Annotated in this window: 16 protein-coding genes; 10 read left to right on the top strand and 6 right to left on the bottom strand. The window is 63.2% G+C overall.

The window, feature by feature from the left end:
* Positions 1-47 precede the first annotated feature (47 nt).
* The gene (cofC, locus tag OB895_RS03425; protein WP_311879080.1) at positions 48-734 is read left to right on the top strand and encodes a 2-phospho-L-lactate guanylyltransferase; all 687 of its coding nucleotides are present in this window, start codon (positions 48-50) and stop codon (positions 732-734) included.
* A 502-nt stretch (positions 735-1236) separates the two neighbouring features.
* Here the strand turns inward: cofC and OB895_RS03420 are convergent.
* A complete protein-coding gene (locus OB895_RS03420; protein ID WP_311879078.1) occupies positions 1237-1869 on the bottom strand; it encodes an HAD family hydrolase in 633 nt (210 codons plus the stop codon).
* Positions 1862-2656 (bottom strand): MgtC/SapB family protein, encoded by a 795-nt coding sequence (locus OB895_RS03415; RefSeq protein WP_311879076.1) that lies wholly within the window; start codon positions 2654-2656, stop codon positions 1862-1864. The genes OB895_RS03420 and OB895_RS03415 overlap by 8 nt, the downstream gene beginning before the upstream one ends.
* 21 nt (positions 2657-2677) lie before the next feature.
* On the opposite strand from OB895_RS03415, the gene OB895_RS03410 reads away from it, so the two are divergent.
* From OB895_RS03410 to OB895_RS03390, 5 genes are all read left to right on the top strand, one after another.
* The gene (locus OB895_RS03410; RefSeq protein ID WP_311879075.1) at positions 2678-3652 is read left to right on the top strand and encodes a LacI family DNA-binding transcriptional regulator; all 975 of its coding nucleotides are present in this window, start codon (positions 2678-2680) and stop codon (positions 3650-3652) included.
* Between the two features lie 110 nt (positions 3653-3762).
* On the top strand, positions 3763-4710 hold the full coding sequence (locus tag OB895_RS03405) for a carbohydrate ABC transporter permease (protein WP_311879073.1): 948 nt from the start codon (positions 3763-3765) through the stop codon (positions 4708-4710).
* Positions 4710-5525 carry a carbohydrate ABC transporter permease gene (locus OB895_RS03400; RefSeq protein ID WP_311879071.1) on the top strand — a complete coding sequence of 272 codons (816 nt, stop codon included), beginning with the start codon at positions 4710-4712 and terminating at the stop codon, positions 5523-5525. The genes OB895_RS03405 and OB895_RS03400 overlap by 1 nt, the downstream gene beginning before the upstream one ends.
* Entirely contained in the window at positions 5522-6859 is a 1338-nt protein-coding gene (locus tag OB895_RS03395) for an extracellular solute-binding protein (RefSeq protein ID WP_311879070.1), read from the top strand. The genes OB895_RS03400 and OB895_RS03395 overlap by 4 nt, the downstream gene beginning before the upstream one ends.
* Positions 6856-7539, top strand: coding sequence for a 2'-5' RNA ligase family protein (locus OB895_RS03390; protein ID WP_311879069.1), 684 nt, complete (start codon positions 6856-6858; stop codon positions 7537-7539). The genes OB895_RS03395 and OB895_RS03390 overlap by 4 nt, the downstream gene beginning before the upstream one ends.
* A gap of 163 nt (positions 7540-7702) precedes the next feature.
* Here OB895_RS03390 and OB895_RS03385 read toward each other — a convergent pair whose 3' ends face one another.
* The 4 genes from OB895_RS03385 to OB895_RS03370 all read right to left on the bottom strand — a co-directional run bounded on the left by OB895_RS03385 (position 7703) and on the right by OB895_RS03370 (position 10963).
* Positions 7703-8476 (bottom strand): aspartate/glutamate racemase family protein, encoded by a 774-nt coding sequence (locus tag OB895_RS03385; RefSeq protein WP_311879067.1) that lies wholly within the window; start codon positions 8474-8476, stop codon positions 7703-7705.
* A 62-nt stretch (positions 8477-8538) separates the two neighbouring features.
* On the bottom strand, positions 8539-8940 hold the full coding sequence (locus tag OB895_RS03380) for a YybH family protein (RefSeq protein ID WP_311879065.1): 402 nt from the start codon (positions 8938-8940) through the stop codon (positions 8539-8541).
* Positions 8937-10193, bottom strand: coding sequence for an NAD(P)/FAD-dependent oxidoreductase (locus tag OB895_RS03375; protein WP_311879064.1), 1257 nt, complete (start codon positions 10191-10193; stop codon positions 8937-8939). The genes OB895_RS03380 and OB895_RS03375 overlap by 4 nt, the downstream gene beginning before the upstream one ends.
* Complete coding sequence (locus tag OB895_RS03370; protein WP_311879063.1) at positions 10190-10963, bottom strand: ornithine cyclodeaminase family protein; 774 nt, start codon at positions 10961-10963, stop codon at positions 10190-10192. Before OB895_RS03370 ends, OB895_RS03375 begins: the two co-directional genes overlap by 4 nt.
* A 345-nt stretch (positions 10964-11308) precedes the next feature.
* On the opposite strand from OB895_RS03370, the gene OB895_RS03365 reads away from it, so the two are divergent.
* From OB895_RS03365 to OB895_RS03350, 4 genes are read left to right on the top strand one after another with little or no spacing between them, the layout of a single operon-like run.
* Positions 11309-12382: an S-methyl thiohydantoin desulfurase family protein gene (locus OB895_RS03365; protein WP_311879062.1), complete on the top strand. Its 1074-nt coding sequence runs from the start codon at positions 11309-11311 to the stop codon at positions 12380-12382.
* Positions 12379-13935 (top strand): hydantoinase/oxoprolinase N-terminal domain-containing protein, encoded by a 1557-nt coding sequence (locus tag OB895_RS03360; RefSeq protein ID WP_311879060.1) that lies wholly within the window; start codon positions 12379-12381, stop codon positions 13933-13935. Before OB895_RS03365 ends, OB895_RS03360 begins: the two co-directional genes overlap by 4 nt.
* Positions 13932-14942, top strand: a complete 1011-nt coding sequence (locus OB895_RS03355; RefSeq protein ID WP_311879058.1) for a dipeptidase — start codon at positions 13932-13934, stop codon at positions 14940-14942. The genes OB895_RS03360 and OB895_RS03355 overlap by 4 nt, the downstream gene beginning before the upstream one ends.
* Before the next feature lie 19 nt (positions 14943-14961).
* Entirely contained in the window at positions 14962-16542 is a 1581-nt protein-coding gene (locus tag OB895_RS03350; RefSeq protein WP_311879056.1) for a helix-turn-helix domain-containing protein, read from the top strand.
* The last annotated feature ends 2 nt before the right edge of the window (positions 16543-16544 follow it).

The following is a 16544-nucleotide window of genomic DNA, read 5'->3' as shown; positions in this document are numbered from 1 at the left end:
GTGCTATCGCGTCCTCGTCCGCAGCGACGACGGACTGGGCGGTGGTCATGCCAATCAAGCCGCCAGCTCAAGGTAAGTCACGTCTAAGCGTCCCGGGTGTCAACCACGACGAGCTGGCGGCTGCCATTGCGAAAGACACGCTCGCGGCCATCATGCATTCGGCGCGAGTGCAACACGTCTACATCGTGACCACCGACCTGAGTTGGGCGAACCATCTGGTTGCGGGTCGGCCCGGTGTCTCCATGGCCATCCAGCGGCCATCTGCCGGGTTGAATGGTGCGATCACGGAGGCGCTAGAGGATTTGACGGAGTTCCCTGTCGCCGCAGTGGTTGGTGACTTACCGGCATTGGCTTCCGTCGAGCTCGATGCTGCGCTTGCACACGCAAGCCTCCACCCTCGTGCCGTGGTGGCCGATCGACAAGGCTCAGGAACGACAATGTTGACGGCTCAGAAAGGAATCAGTCTCGAACCCGCATTCGGAGTGGGGTCGCTGGCTCGGCACCTCGCGGGCGGGCATATTTCGCTGGCGCTACCCGAGGTGTCGACGTTGCGCTGGGACGTGGACACAGTGCAGGACCTCGACCTCATTCCGCGCTCCGCGCTCGGCCCGCGCACACGAGCCGCCTGCACCAGAAGAATCCATGCGCATGACGCCGAATCGGTGAGTCCGACTCGAGCTGGAGCGCCCCGCCTCGAGATCGCGGCCAGCTTGCCGACTGAAAAATTGAGCTGAATCAGATGACACCGCAACACCAGCCATCGCTGGCTGCGTTTGACTCAGTCCCTCGGATCCCGACTGATGACTGGCTCGACGATCGGGACCCATCGGCTGAGCAAATCGTCGGCCGGAGTATCGTAGGCGTCTGCCTTGCGATAGGGCCACCCTGATCGGCGCACGTCGGCAAGGCGTGTGGCGTATCGAAGCGGACCGACGATCGCGTCGATAACTGGACGCCGTCTGCTCTTGCACGGGACGGTAGAAGTCAAACTCGACGGTGCATCCGAGGATGAGATCATCGAGAAGTCCCTCCCCGCCGGGAGCCTCGCGCCTATCCGCAAGAATTGCCGACGAAGTGCGCCGGGGACCCTGAGAGGCCTCCACCACGATCGCAGTTTGGGTTGTGCGCCGTGCCCAAAGCGTGACCTTCGAGGGTGAGCGTCGGCAGGGGCAGGGGCGGGGGCAGGGGGCAGGGGCGGGGGCAGGGGGCAGGGGCGGGTACAGGGCAGGTTGGTGTTCAGGGCTGAGTGAGGCGGCTGAGGAAGAGGCGCAGATCGGCGGTGGTCGTATAGACGTGGCCAGCGATGCCAACTGCCTCTGCGCCGGCGACGTTGTCCGTGCGGTTGTCGATGAACACGACGTCCTTTGCCGGGGCGCTGAGTTCGCGCAAGAGGTGTTCGTAGATCGCGCGGCTCGGTTTCGAGCTTCCTATCTCTCCACTGATGAGTACGACTTCGAAGAAGTCGCCGAGCATCCCGTGGCGGTAGTACGAGGCGAAGTCACGGCCAGCGTTGGAAAGCAGCGCCATTCGGGTGTTGCCGCGCTGCAGATCGAGCAGGACATCGAGGGTATTAGGGTCGATTGCGAGCCAACTGCGGAAGTCGCGAAGCCAGAGTTCGTGGTGTTGTGCCGGATGCCACGTCGCTTCGAGGTCGTGTTCGATCCGGCGCCAATACTCCTTCGGTGTGACTGTGCCGTGATCGAGCGCGAAGCGGTGTAACCAGTAGCTGTTCCAAAACTGACTAGCGCGTTCCTGCATGCCGGCGAGAGCAACAATCTCGGAGCGCTCGGCAACGGTCGGCTCGTTGGAAATGACTTCTCCGTAGTCGAAGACGATCACCTTGCCCGGAATGCTGATGGGGTCAGTCATAGTCGGGCTGAGCCATCTCGACGGACAGCACCCCGGGCAGGTCCGCGATCGTCTCGATCAGCTGAGATGGTTCTTGGCGGGAGCGACTCTTCACGCTGATCGCTGCTTGGAATCGTGCTGACTTCCCTGGCTTAGTGATGTCCTTTGTCTCAGTGACGAGTGCCTCAAATCCGGACTGTGCGGCGACCGCAAGCGTGTTGCGTAGTGCGCCGTAGCCTTCGCGGTATCTGACTTTGAACATGTTGGTGTCTGGCTCCTGTCTGATTCGCGTTCCGAGTTTTCCGAGCGCCCACACCGTGATGAGGTGCAGTGCTGTGGCGAAGCCGGCGAGCACGGGGGCTCCCGCACCGCAGGCCATCCCGATGGCGGCAGTGACCCAGATCGACGCTGCGGTCGTGAGTCCTGCCACAGAGTTCTGTCGGACGAAGATGACTCCGGCTCCGAGGAAGCCGATGCCGGAGACGATCTGCGCGGCGATGCGTGACGGGTCGACGATGGTTTCTGGGCCCGTCACTGTCTGGAATCCGTATGCGGATACGAGAGTGAAAACGGCGGACCCGACGCCGACGAGAGTGTGGGTGCGAAGGCCCGCACTCTTGAGCTTCCGATGCCGTTCAACACCGACGATCGCGGAGAGGACGAAGGCGATCAACAGTAGGACAACCTCGGTGAGTGTCGTCTCACCGATCCATTCGATGTTCACCATCATGCCTCCATCGACCGTTAAGGGAACGTTCCCCATGAGTATAGGGATCGTTCCCTGTACTGTGGTAATAGTCGATTCCACGATGCGATGAAGGAGCACCCGATGGATCAGCGGCAGGGTCGGCCCCCGACAATCCTCGATCTCGCACGCGTGTCAGGTCTGTCGAAGTCGGTGGTGTCCCGAGCTCTGAATGATGAGCCGGGTGTGAGCCCCGAGAGTCGCGATGCGGTTATGGCCGCCGTGAGGGAGACCGGGTACGTCGCGAACGCCATGGCGCAGCGCATGCGCTCGCGCAGCATCGACACGGTTGGTGTCCTCGTTCGCGATCCCGCGAGTGTCTTCTACGGGACCCTCCTCGGTGAACTTCAGGCTGCGGCTTCTGATCGAGATGTGCGGTTGGTGACGATGACGGGATCGGGGAAGCCGGATCTCGAGGAGGAGCGTCTTGCGCTCCGGTCCCTCCTTGCGATGCGGGTCGATGGGCTTCTCGTCTGCAGCGGCCTTCTCCCCGCCGGGGACCTGTATCCGTTCGCTGAGCGAGTGCCCACGGTGGTCGTCGGCCGCAGCGAGTGGGATACGCGCATCAGCAGTGTCTGTTGCGATGACGAGGACGGCGCGCGCCAGCTCGTCGATCATGTCGTCGACGCCGGCTATGACACGGTCATCATCCCCGTCCCACAAGCGTCGATCGCTCCCAGTCTTCACGTTCGGGCCAACCTGTTCATTGCTCGCGCGCAGGTGCGCGGAATAAGGCCAATTGTCGTGGCCACCGACGCTCCCGCGGATGCGGCCCGGCGCGTCCGCTCGCATACGGCCGGGCGGATTGCTGTGATGGCACCGAATGATCGGTGGGCAGTCGCGATCCGAGAGCAGCTGGCCGATGCGCGGGATGTACTCGTCACCGGATACGACGGCGTGGGGGTCTACGCCTCGCCGCTACTTGGGCTAACCACGTTGGTCCAGCCGATTCGCGACATCGCCTCGGGCGCACTTGAGCTCGTGGTGGACATTCTGACCTCGGAGCGTGAGGCAGAGCACGTTGCGCTCCCCGGCATTCTGCGGGCACCTTCAAAGTAAGTGTTTGACAGACGGCAACCCTCCTGTCATCCTGGGTTAGGGAACGTTCCCTACGGTAGAACTCACAGCAGAGCACCGCTCTTGGACTTGCTCAACGAACAGGCGCAGCCATGACACCCCGGACGCAATCGCAACTTCTTGCACCAAACAGGGAACGTTCCCTGGAGCATCGGCCTCGTCGTCCACGCCGTCAGATTGCGTGGTGGGCTCTAGCGCTTCTGGCGCCGGCCCTCGGGTTCTTCATCCTGTTCGACTACTACCCGCTCGTTCGTGTGATCACGTTGTCGTTCCAGTCGACGGACCTGTTCGGTCGACCTTCCGGGTTCATCGGCGTCGAAAACTATGCGGACATGTTTTCCTCGCCCCAGTTCCTCTCCACTCTCGGCACGACCTTCCTCTTCGCTGTCGGATCCGTGACCTTGAAGCTCGTGTGCGGGTTGGCGATCGCTCTCCCGATGTCCACCAGTCGCCGCGCCAGCTGGCTCGCACGTCCCGTCGTCCTGATCCCCATGGCGGTATCGGTGGCGGTCGCGGGACTCGTGTTCCGGGCGATGTTTCAACCCGGCTTCGGTCTCGCCGACCAGATTCTCGGCTCGGTCGGGCTATCGAGCCCGGGCTGGCTGACTAACCCCGACTTCGCGCTCGTCAGCGTCATCATCGTCGACACGTGGGTAGGGATCGGGTTCACGGTGCTGATCCTCCTCGCCGCCCTCGCCGGCGTTCCCCAGGAGGTGCGCGAGGCCGCGGCCATCGACGGCGCCGGCCCGGTACGCACCGGCATCTCCATCGTCATGCCCCTCATCAGTTCCTCGATCCTCTTCCTCGTGATCTACCACACCGTCGGCGCGCTCCGAGAGTTCACCGTCATCAACGTCCTCACCCAGGGCGGGCCGGCGGACGCCACCCGAACGCTCGTCATCGACATCTGGAACCTCGCGTTCGGATCCAGCGGCGGCAACTTCGGGGACGCATCCGCCCGAGCGATCGTTCTTCTCGTCGTCGTCGGCATCGTGAGTTTCATCCAGTTCCGTGTGAGCAACAAGAAGGTGCACTACTGATGACTCGCCTCAGCAAGATCTTCCTCCCGGTGTATCTCACGATCGTCGTCCTCCTGGTGGCGTTCCCGGTCGTCTACGCCTACGTCGGAGCATTCCGACCAGCCGGTGCGCTCAGCGGAGGGCTCGAGGGCCTGGTCCCTACCTCCTTCACGCTCGACAACTTCACGCGCGCACTCAACCGAGCGCCACTGTTCGTCCAGCTCGGAAACAGCGTGATCGTCACGATCGCCCAGACCGCTCTCCAAGTGGTCACCGGGATCTTCGCCGCCTACGCACTCACCTTCGGCAAGCTCCGCTTCGCGAAGATCCTCTTCGGAGTCTTCCTCATCTCGATGATGATCCCTGGCGAGACGACCATGATCGCGAACTACCTGACCATCCGATCGATCGGCCTCTACGACACCCTCATCGCCGTGTTCCTCCCATTCGGAGCGTCAGCGGTCACCATCTTCCTGCTGCGGCAATCGTTCGCGAGCTTCCCGAAAGAGCTCCACGAAGCCGCCGTCCTCGACGGCGTCGGACCGATGGCATTCCTGTGGAAGTTCCTCGTTCCCCTGTCCCGGCCAACCATCGCGGCCGCAATCATCACGTGCGCTATCGCCGCATGGAACGGCTACCTCTGGCCCCTCCTCATCACCGACACCCCCAGCAATCGCACCGTACAAGCCGGCATCTCCCAGATGGCCGACTCCGTCGGGCCGGACATCGGCGCCCTGCTCGCCGGATCGGTCCTCGTCAGCCTTCCCATGATCATCGTCGTGATCATCGGGCAATCCGCCCTCACCCGGGGGCTCACTGAAGGAGCAAGCAAATGATCACTACCCGTACCAAGCGGATTGCGGTCGCCTCCGTGGCCCTCGCAACCGGCACCGCCCTCGTCCTCACCGGCTGTGCCGGCAACGACACCCCGGCCGAGCCGTCGGGACCCGTCACACTCACCTTCTGGCACTCCGCCGAAGGCGCGACCGCCGAGACGCTCGACGCGATCGTGAAGGATTTCAACGACGCGCACGATGACATCACGATCGAGGCCACCTACCAGGGCAAATACGACGACACGATCGCCAAGCTCTCCGCGTCCGTGCAGGCTGGAGACCTTCCGGACCTCGTCCAGATCAACGACGTCAACACCGCGTTCATGATTGACAGCGGCCTCGTCGCCCCCGCCGAGCAGCTGCTCAAGGACGCGGCCGTCGACTACGACTTCGACGCGCTCGTGCCAGCGGTATCGAACTACTACACCGTCGACGGAACTGTTTCCTCCATGCCGTTCCAGGCCTCACAGCCGGCGATCTTCGTCCGAGACGATGTTCTTGCAGCGACTGACACCACCGTCGAAGACTTTCCGACGACGATCAGTGAGCTCACGAAGTGGGCTGAGAAGGCAAAAGCCGCCACCGGCAAGGCCGGACTCACATTCCACATGAACGCCTGGTGGTTCGAACAGCTCACCGCCGGTGCCGCGATCGACTACTGCACCCCCGAGAACGGTCGTGGCGACAAGCCCGCCGATGCCTTCACGATCGCCGATGATGCGCAGGTCGACCAGTGGACCGACCTGCAGTCGGCTTTCACCAGCGGTTCCGCGCTCAACGTCGGCACCGACTTCGCCGCAGGAGTCAACGCCCTCGCAGCGGGCGAAGCCGGAGCGTTCTTCTCATCCTCCGGTGCGCTCGGCACGGTCACAGATGCCATGACGACCGACTGGTCGATCGTTCCGTTCCCCGTCGACAGCAAGGACGGCGGAGTCGCCCCCGGCGGCAACAGCGTGTTCGCACTCAGCGACAGCCTCGAAGATGACTCCGAGAAAGCGGCCGCGGCTGAGTTCCTCGCCTACCTGGGCAGCGACGACGTACAGGAACAGAGCTTCACAGCCACCGGCTTCCTCCCCACCACCGAGGCAGCGCTGGACGCTGTGAAGTCGGACGCGGATCCCCGTCAGACGGCGCTGCTGGAGCAGCTCGCTGACACGTCGGACACCGTGGCATCTGCGGGCTGCCTTAGTGGCGCGCTGCAGGCCGTCCGTGGAGAGCTGACCCCCGCGATGGAGAAGATCGTGCAGGGCGCGGACGTAAAGAGCACCCTGACCGCCGTGCAGGATGCGGCCGAAGGCGTCGTCGCCGACTATAACGAGCGAGTCGGTCAGTGACACGTGCGAACACACACGCTGGCACGCTGAGCGGGATTGTCCGTCCAGCGAGCGAGTACCGGTACGGGATCTTCATTCGGCCGCCGGCCGAGGTCGCCCTCCCAGCCCTGGAAATGATGCGGACCGCCCGTGACCTGTTCGGGTTCCACGCGGCTACCGCTTACCCGCCACACCTCACGCTCATCGGATCCATCGTCCTCACCGGCACCGAGGCACAACTCATCGACGCCGTCGACGGAGTCCTCGCCGGCCGCGCGGCAATCCCCATTCACGGAGCAGGCCTGAACGCCGCAATCGGGGCTGCCATCGGCATCGACTACAACCACGCCAGCGACGGGGAACAGAACTCCCAACTGGTGGACCTGTACGAGGACCTCCGGCGAGAAACCGAGCAGCTACGCGGATTCGAACCGACTGATCGGAAAGCGGCCGAACGGCGTGCGAAGGAGGGAGCGGAGCACTTCCGTGCCCACCTCACAGTCCTCGGTCACGACGGAATCGACAACTCCTCGGCTCGAGCAGAAGCGAAAGATGTCCTCGAGCGCCTGGTCGAAGACCTGCCGGAAGACTGGACCGCCGACACGATCACGATCTACCGCTTCTGGTCAGCAGACTGGGATGCCAAATACTGGCTCACTCAGGAGTGGATTCCTATCGCCAGCTGGAACCTTGCCGGTTAGAACAGCTTGCGGGGTGTGGTGCACAAAGCAGCGGCACCACACCCCGCTTTGACAGCATCAATTGGTGTGCGCCCGCCCCCCCCAAACAACGATTGTTTCGGCGGGATCGCGACCTCGGTTCAGGCGTGGGCAGACATGCCGATCAGATTGCTGCCGCGTCTGATTAGCCTCTTGGATCCCGGCTGATAATCGGCTCGACGATCGGGACCCATCGGCTGAGTTCATCGTCTGCGGGAGTGTCGTAGCCGACCGCCTTGCTGTGCGACCAGCCCTGGTCGGCGCGGAGGTCGGCGAGGAACTCGGCGTATCGAAGGGGGCCGACGATCGCGTCGATAACTGGGACGCCAATCTGCTCTTGCACGTGACGGTAGAAGCCGAACTCGACGGTGCATCCGAGGACGACGCAGTCGGCACCTTCGTCGACAGCAGCTTGCGCGGTTTCGAGAATCCGCTGCTCGGTGAATGCTGGATCCTGCTGGAATTCGTTCACGCTCATCTCGAGGACGCGGAATTCGCGCACTCTTCGGGTGAATCCGTACTTTTCGACGTTCTCTTGCATCTCGGGTATCCACTTGCGCCGTCCGACGAGGATGGAGACGTTTTCCCCGAGCGTGGACGCGATGTGGAGGCACGCTTCCGCGGGAGCTGTGACGGCCATGCTCTTGGATATCTCGCGTGCGGCGCGGAGCCCTGGATCGTAGAAGCATCCGACGACGGCAGCGTCATAGCCCTCCTGTTGAGCCCATCGGATCACCCCGGCCGTGGCGGGCGCTACCGCCATCTCGAATGCGTTGAACTCGAGATGCGTCGGGCCGTCCATCGGGAGGGAGGCGACATCCACTCTCGTCGTCTCACGACCTTCTGGTCGCAGTGCGTCGCCCATTGGGGCGTCATATGCGGATGTTCCGACGGGGTTGATCCAGAGAATTCGTGACATGAACTGACGCTAACGACTCGGGACTTGCTTGTCTTGTGCTTGTCGCCCGGTATTGGAGCTATTCACTCGACGGATTGCACTGGACCCGCGAACGACGCATGGAGGTGTGCGATGAGCCATCGGGAAGACACTTCACGCGCGACGCATGTGATCCACATCCGCCCGACGGCTCGCGCCTCTATCGACGTGATATCGAAGTCGATGACGCCGTGAGCCCAGGCCACGTCGCCGGCGATTTCGATGCTGCGAGAGTCCTCCCAGCCGAATTCAGTAACGTGCGAGGGGCGTCCCGTTCGCCATGATTCCGAGTATGCCTGCCAGCCCACGAAGAATTCACCCTCGTCAGTGCCGATCACGGTCGTCGCTGGTGAGTCGACGAAGCAGGAGGTCACCTGGTCTCCATCGAGGTCTTTCCAGCCGCGGGCGAATCTGTCGAGGAGGTCAGCGACTTGTGTCCTGGTCATGGTGAGGTTTCCTTCGAGAAGCGAGCTGGTGAGAATGCATCTATGAGAGGGCGGTGTACTCCGGACACCAGATCGGCGATCGATTCGCCTGTGAGGGGCCCGAGTGTGACTCCCAACATGGCGTGACCGGTGGCTATGAAAGCGTCGCGCGTGTTCGGGATCGCTCCGATCACCGGCAGGCTGTCGGCGCTGACGGGACGAAGGCCAGCCCATTTATGCGACGTTCCAGGGCGGAAGTCCTCGGCGAAGTAGCTCTCCGCGGATTGTTGCATGCGGGACAGTCGGCGACCGTCGATGCGGAGAGAGCGGCTGCCCAGTTCCATGACTCCGGCGATTCGAAGTCCGTCGTCAGTGGGAGTGAGCGCGGCTTTTGCGTCCGGGATGTAGATGGGGCGTCGGAGCGGTAGTTCAGGTTGGACGCGGACGCTGTAGCCTTTGCCGGCCTGCATCGGCAGCTTGTAGCCCAGCCCGCGCGCGAGCCTCGTACTCTCCGTACCTGCTGCGAGAATGACGATGGAGTCGCCGATCGTGGTGCCGTCCCTCAGCAGGACCACAGGGTGTGACGGGTGCGTGACCCGATCGACGGGGGAGTGTGTGCGTATGACAACGCCCTCCCGCACGGCTCTGCTCGCAATCCCCGCGCACAGCACTTCCGGATCCACATACTGTTCGTCTGGGAAGTAGATCCCCGATCTGGCCGAGCGTCCGAGGCCGGGTTCCAGGTGTTTGAGCTCGCTAGCGCTGACGACGTAGTCGTCCACGTTGATTCCGTACTCAATCAGGCGTGAGTAGGAGGGGAGTGCGCGACGGGCTTTAGTTTCATCGTCAAACACGATCAGCATGCCATCCGATCGGATCGATGTCGTCACGCCTGACTTTTCGAGGTCGGTAAACGATCGGGCCGCGCCGGCGGCGAATTGAGCGGTGGCGGCCAGACCCGCCTCGAAGGCGGAGCGCCGGGTGGCGCGCGCGAAGCGCAACCCCCACGCCATCATCGACGGCGCGGGGGTTGCGCGGATACTGAAGCCGCCGGAGCGGTGGAAGAGAGAGCGCATACCGTACGAGAGAGCTCCCGGGGCTGCGACTGGGGCGGAGAGTGACGGGACGATCCAACCGGCGTTCCCGGCGGATGCTCCCGCGCCGATCTCGCCAGCATCGAATACGGTGACGTCGTGTCCTCGACGACGCAACTGCAATGCGCACGAGAGGCCGATGACGCCCGCGCCGACGACGACCACGTGCCTCTCGCTCACCAGTTGATGCTCCGCAGCTGGTCGCGCTCGGCACGCTGCAGGAGCTCTGTGACGACGGCGGCATCCTGGACGCCGACGCCAACGCTGCTGTAGACCGTGACCCGGGCATCCTTCGCATCCACCTGGCCAGCGAGAACGGCGCCGATTTCGATGACGTCTGAGGCGCGAACAACACCTGCGGATACCGCATCGACGATCTGACCGCACTGACGTACCGCCGTCGGCTGGTGGTCGACAATCAGCCTTGCCTCTTCCATCAGCTCTCGTGCCACTTCACGTCGATCTGGGGCGAAGGCTCCGATGCTGATGATGGTAGCGCCGGCCTTGACCCAGCCGCTGGCGATCACCGGCTCGTAACTGCTGGTGCAGAGGAAGACGACGTCGGCGTCGCTCACCGCCGTAGCGGGCGAGGGTTCAGAGCGGACGTCGATGTCGCTGAATTTCTGCTGCAATTTGCTGGCAAGAGCGGCGGCCTTGGCCGGTCGAGGATCCCAGAGAGACACGACTCGGGTCCCCAAATGCTCGACCGCTGCGTACGCGTGGAGCGTCCCCTGTGTTCCGAGGCCAATCACGGCGACCTTGGGGTTTCGGTCTGCAAGCGTGCGGGCGGCGACGATGGAGGCCGCCACCGTGCGGCGGCTGGTGAGAGCCTCTCCGTCGATGATTGCAGCGGGGCGGCCGGTGTCAGCGTCCAGGGCGATCACGATCGCGGACACCGTCGGCAGGCCCCTGGCCTTGTTGCCGGGCACTACTGCGCCGAACTTACTCACGGGGGGAGCGTGGGGAGTCGTGCGTGCGGCATACGAGAACGCCGTGGAGCCGGCTGCGCCTGTGAGCAGTACCCGTTCACCCAGCTGCGATGTTCCAGCTGAGAGCGCTATGAAGCAGTCTTTCTGCGTCTGAATGATCTCTTCTGCAGTGAGAAGTCGTTCGACGTCGTGAGGCCCAATGATGAGGATAGAACTGTCTGTCGCTTGCACAGCACCATCTTTCACCCCCGCGGCTTCCTCGAGATGTGCGTTTGGCACATCCTGGTCGGCAAAAGAAAGCTGTCTGCACATTCGAGTTTGATCGATCGGGTTTTACTGTCAACCCATCACGAAGGAAGGCAAACTGTGAGACTCATTGACCTCGAAGAACTGGATCCGCTCACGCTGGGAGCGACGCTGCTCGGCAATGGTGGTGGCGGAGATCCTTATCAAGCCAAGCTGATGGCGCATCAGGCGATCAATGACTTCGGTCCGATCAAGCTCATCAGCGCGGACGAGCTTCCCGAGGACGCGCTGGTCGTGACGATCGCGGTGCTCGGCGCTCCGACCGTCATCATCGAGAAGATCCCCTCCGGCCAGCTCTACGCGGACGCCGTGCGCGCTCTCGGGTCGTACCTGGGACAGGAGATCGCGGCGATCCTGCCCGTCGAGGTCGGGGGGATGAATACGCTCGTGCCGCTCATGGTCGCCGCGGAACTCGGACTCCCATGCATCGACGCGGATGGGATGCGTCGAGCCTTCCCACAGATCGAGATGACCGTATTCACTCTCGCCGGAATCTCGGCATCCCCCGTTGCGCTGGCGGATGAGCACGGCAACACCGTCATCGTGGTGTCCAAGACCAACCAGATCGCAGAGACCCTCATCCGCAACGCGTCGATGAATCTTGGTCTTGCGAACTCGTTCGCCTCATACTCGATGACGGCGGGAACCGCTCGAACCGTCGCGATTCAGGGATCTCTCACCTATGCCACGGAAGTCGGGAGGCTTCTTCGGGCGATCCAGGGTGGGACCGGATCTTGGGAAGACCTGTATGCGTTCACCGGGGGGCGAACGCTGTTCGAGGGGAAGATCGTCGATCTCGACCGTCGGACGACGTCGGGCTTCGCGCGGGGGACCGTCGTCATCGAGGCATTCGCCAACGGGTCGAGCACGATGCGAATCGAGATTCAGAACGAGATGCTGCTCGCTATCGAAGACGGGGTCACTGTCCTCACCCCGCCCGACCTGATCTGCATGGTCGATCATGAGACGGCGGAGCCGATCACGACGGAGCAGCTCGCCTATGGCCAGCGGGTGAGAGTCATCGGGATGCCGTGCGCGCCGGAATGGAAGCGCGAAGGAATGATGGAGGTCGTGGGCCCGAGCGCCTTCGGCTACGACGTTGAGTACATCGCATTCGAGGGAGAAGCACAGTGATCAAGGACCTTCGTATCGGAATCGACGTGGGCGGCACGAACACAGACGCGGTCGTCGTCGACAACCAAGGGACGGTCGTCGCAGCAACCAAGGCAGCCACGACCCCGGACCCCTTCGACGGAATCCGCGCTGCGCTGGAGCAGGTCCTCGTCGGAGTTGAAAAGGACCGGATCGGTCAGGCCATGCTCGGCACGACTCACCCCGCGAACGCCGTCATTCAACGTCGGTCCTTGCAGCGGGTGGGCACCCTCCGCCTGGCAGCTCCAGCGACTGTTGGCGTGCGGCCCGGAGCAGCTTGGCCGGCGGACCTCCTCGCAGCGATCATGGGGCCGGTCTCGATCATTCGAGGCGGGAACAATTACGACGGCTCGGAGATCTCTCCCCTCGACGAGAACGCGGTGCGCGCGTTTGCGGGGGAGATCGCAGGAGTCGTCGAAGCCATCGCCATCTCAGCCCCGTTCTCTCCGGCAAGCCACGATCATGAGCTCCGCGCGGCTGAGATCATCTTCGAGGAGCTCGGCCCGAACTTCGCGGTCAGCCTCAGCCATCGCGTGGGGGCGCTGGGACTCCTCGAACGAGAAAACGCCACGATCCTCAATGCGTCACTTCTCGGCGTTGCTCGTGGGGTTGTCCGCGGCTTCGACGCAGCTTTGACACAGAACTCCCTCGACGTCGAGTCATTCCTGACGCAGAACGACGGAACACTGATGTCGGCGGAGGAAGCGGTGCAACTGCCTGTTCTCTCCCTCGGGTCGGGGCCCACGAACTCGATGCGAGGTGCGTCCTCGCTGGCGCAGCTGAGCGACGCGATGGTGATCGATGTCGGCGGTACGTCGGCCGATGTCGGGATCCTCGTCGATGGCTTTCCCCGAGAATCCGCGTCCGCCATCGAGGTCGGAGGTGTGCGCACCAACTTCCGTATGCCTGACCTGATTTCGATCGGACTGGGCGGCGGCTCCCTCATTGGCGAGACCCCAGATGGTGTCACGGTGGGACCTGATTCCGTCGGCTACCGAGTGTCCACAGATGCTCGCGTGCGCGGCGGCTCCACTCTGACTTTGTCCGATATCTCTGTGCGCGGAGGCAGGCTCCAAGGATTCGGCGACCCGGCCCTCGTGGAGTCGGTGTCCGAGGACACGGTTCGTCAGGCGCTGGCATGGGTCGACAGCCAGATCGAGATCATGGTTGAACGGATGAAAGCGAGCAAGCACGTTCTTCCTCTCATCGCTGTCGGCGGCGGATCACATCTCGTTCCCGACGAGGTTGCCGGGGTGAGCGAAGTGGTGCGTCCTCCCAACCACGCGGTCGCAAACGCATACGGTGCGGCGATCGCGGAGGCATCCGGGAGCATCGACCAGGTCTACCGTTACGGCGAACAGGGCCGCGAATCCAGCCTCGAAGAAGCCCGGTGGGCAGCGGTCGACGCGGCCGTGCGCGCAGGCGCCGATCCCGCAGCGGTACGTGTGACATCCATCAATGAGGTGCCCCTGACCTACGTTCCCGGTGAGGCATGCCGTGTCCAGGTGAAGGCGGCAGGACCGTTGCTGCGATGACCGAGCCGATCGCTGGGGGGTCGATCATCGCGGACGCTCACAATGACCTCCTTCTCGCAGTGCGACACATGCGAGAGCGCGGCCATCCAGATCCGTTCGGTGCGGAATTCCTGCCCCAGCTGCGGGCCGGCGGCGTCCGGCTCCAGGTGCTACCCATCTGCACGGAGGAACAGTTTGTTGGAGAGGGCGCACTTCGGCGGGCGATGGTTCTGCTCGAGGAGGCGTACCGCCTCGCGGATGAGCACGCCGAAGACGTTCTTCTCGTGCGGACGAAGAGCGAGTTGGACGAGGCCCTTACCTCGGGCAAGATCGCCTTGATCCTGGCGCTGGAAGGTGCCGAACCGATCGGGTCAGGTTTGGAACTCATTGACACCTTCTACAGGTCCGGGGTGCGAATGGCTTCGCTGTCCTGGAACCGCCGAACGATGATGGCGGATGGCGTCGGCGAATCGGACACCGGGGGTCGGCTCACCGCGCTCGGCGTCTCGGCCATCGCTCTCATGGAAGAGAGGGGGATGGTGGTCGACGTCTCACATCTATCGAGGGCGGGGTTCGACCATTTCGCTGACATCGCTCAGAAGCCATTCATCGCATCGCACTCCTCCTGCGCCAACCTCCAGCCCCATCCGCGCAACCTCCAGGACGACCAGCTCCAAGTGATGAAGGACAAGCAGGCTCTCCTGTGCCTGAATGCCTTTGGTCCGTTCCTCTCGGATCGACCAGATGTCGACTCGTATCTCGATCACATCGAACATGCAGTCGCGGTACTCGGTTCGTCGCAAGTCGGGATGGGCACCGACTTCCTGCTGGACGTTGCGAAGATCGTGGACCCCATACTCAGCGGGCTGCTTGTGCCCATCGACGACCTGCCGTGGGTGGATGGCTTGAGCCGGCCTGCGGACTTTGCGTCGTTCGTCCCGCGACTGACCCAGCGGGTCGGTACGAACGTAGCGACGGCGGTCGCGGGGGAGAACCTCGCCTCATTCATGAGGACCGCCTTGCCCTAGCCCGTGGGAGAATCCGGCCATGATGAAGGATCCCCGCACCTCTGAGAACGTCACCGTGCGCCAGCTCCTTGCGCTGCCGCTGCTGAGCCAGGCGACGCTACTGGCCGGCGAGGCCGGTGTCGATCTGAGCGTCCTCGACGTTCAAATCGCGCCTCAAGGTACAGCTGTCTTTCTGATTCGGACGGGTGCTGCGGTGGTGATCGATGGTTCTCGTATCCGAACGGACACCTACTTCCTCGATCTCGTTCTCCGATGGGCATCGGAGGCGTCCGCGTCCATGGTCGTCGTCACTAACCCCGGGTTAGACATCGGCCTTGCCCCGCGGAGGCTCGCTAACCGCTTGGGGATCCCACTCGTCGAGACGGACCTCGACACATTCATCATTGTCGATTCCCTCAGGGAGATCATCACCGAACCCGACCGCGTCCTCGCTGCGCTCATCGTTGATGCGGTCACAGCCCTCAGTCGAGTGAACCCTCGGGAAGGCGCGTCAGGGATGCTCCGCGTCGTCGACTCGATCCTGGATGCGACAACGGCTCTAGTCGGACTTGAGGGTCGGACAGTGCTCGGCCTAGCGATCGAACCTGCCCTTGTCGCGAAAGACCGCATCCCGGTCTACACGATCCAATTCCTGGGACAGACCGCACGAGCGATACACCCCGTCGTCCTCGCCATCAACGAGGCGCCAAGCTTCTGGCTCGTCGCCGAGCGCGACAGTCCAACGGCGTCCTGGCGACGAGGGGCAGAAAGTATCCTCAAGATCGCAAGCCAGTTCCTCGTCGCGACTCTTCTTTCCGACCGCCTCGCCCAGGAGAGAGACGCTCGCGTGAGACTGGGCGCCCTGAACGCGGTGATCGCCTCGGACGGGACGGAGCCCTCTGTGCTGCGACAGATCGGCGTTCTGGGATGGAAGGTCGAGGGGTGGTGCTCAGCCGTCCATGTCCAATCGATGGAATCGGGTAACGAGCTCCTTGTGCTCGCGCGCACTGATGAGCTCAAAACAGCGCTCACCCGCAACGGTATCGATGGAGCCATCATCGAACGTGCAGATGGGTGGACTCTCTGGGGTTTCTCCGATCGGGAACCGGCAGCCGGCCAGCGCTCGAAACTGATCTCTGGTGTGCGTCGAGCCCTGCTTGCCATCGCTGCTGAACACGAGGACATGAAGGTCGCCGCCGGGATCGGGCGACCGTATGTCGGCCTCGCAGGGTTGCGTCGAAGCCTCGCTGAAGCGCACGAAGCCGCCACTATCGCGCAAACCGGTGGCGATCGAGTCACTGTGCAACATATCGATGAACTTGGGGTGCAGCAGATCCTGTTCGGCTGGTACTCGTCGAAGGAGTTCGCCGAATATGCGCGTACTCTTCTGAAACCCATCCTCGACGCCGATGCCCACGGAGTCCTGATGGAGACACTGGAGAGCTACTTGGATTCTCAGTCTTCACCGACGCTGACGGCGGAGTCCCTGGGCCTTCACCGCAACACCGTGATGAACCGGCTCACGCGTGTGCAGGAACTGCTCGTCGCCGACCTGACCGACCCGGATCAGCGCCTAGCTGTTCAGCTGGCGTGTCGCATCATCAGACTCGACTCCTTCTAGCA

It is taken from the genome of Microbacterium forte, assembly GCF_031885415.1.
GTDB lineage: Bacteria > Actinomycetota > Actinomycetes > Actinomycetales > Microbacteriaceae > Microbacterium > Microbacterium forte.
This window is presented reverse-complemented; position numbering and strand designations above follow the sequence as displayed.

Coding starts and splice junctions, on each gene's coding strand:
- OB895_RS03385 (WP_311879067.1), bottom strand. CDS start 8,476: ATGTCACGAATTCTCTGGATCAACCCCGTCGGAACATCCGCATATGAC.
- OB895_RS03400 (WP_311879071.1), top strand. CDS start 4,710: ATGACTCGCCTCAGCAAGATCTTCCTCCCGGTGTATCTCACGATCGTC.
- cofC (WP_311879080.1), top strand. CDS start 48: ATGCCAATCAAGCCGCCAGCTCAAGGTAAGTCACGTCTAAGCGTCCCG.
- OB895_RS03405 (WP_311879073.1), top strand. CDS start 3,763: ATGACACCCCGGACGCAATCGCAACTTCTTGCACCAAACAGGGAACGT.
- OB895_RS03395 (WP_311879070.1), top strand. CDS start 5,522: ATGATCACTACCCGTACCAAGCGGATTGCGGTCGCCTCCGTGGCCCTC.
- OB895_RS03380 (WP_311879065.1), bottom strand. CDS start 8,940: ATGACCAGGACACAAGTCGCTGACCTCCTCGACAGATTCGCCCGCGGC.
- OB895_RS03355 (WP_311879058.1), top strand. CDS start 13,932: ATGACCGAGCCGATCGCTGGGGGGTCGATCATCGCGGACGCTCACAAT.
- OB895_RS03350 (WP_311879056.1), top strand. CDS start 14,962: ATGATGAAGGATCCCCGCACCTCTGAGAACGTCACCGTGCGCCAGCTC.
- OB895_RS03420 (WP_311879078.1), bottom strand. CDS start 1,869: ATGACTGACCCCATCAGCATTCCGGGCAAGGTGATCGTCTTCGACTAC.
- OB895_RS03410 (WP_311879075.1), top strand. CDS start 2,678: ATGGATCAGCGGCAGGGTCGGCCCCCGACAATCCTCGATCTCGCACGC.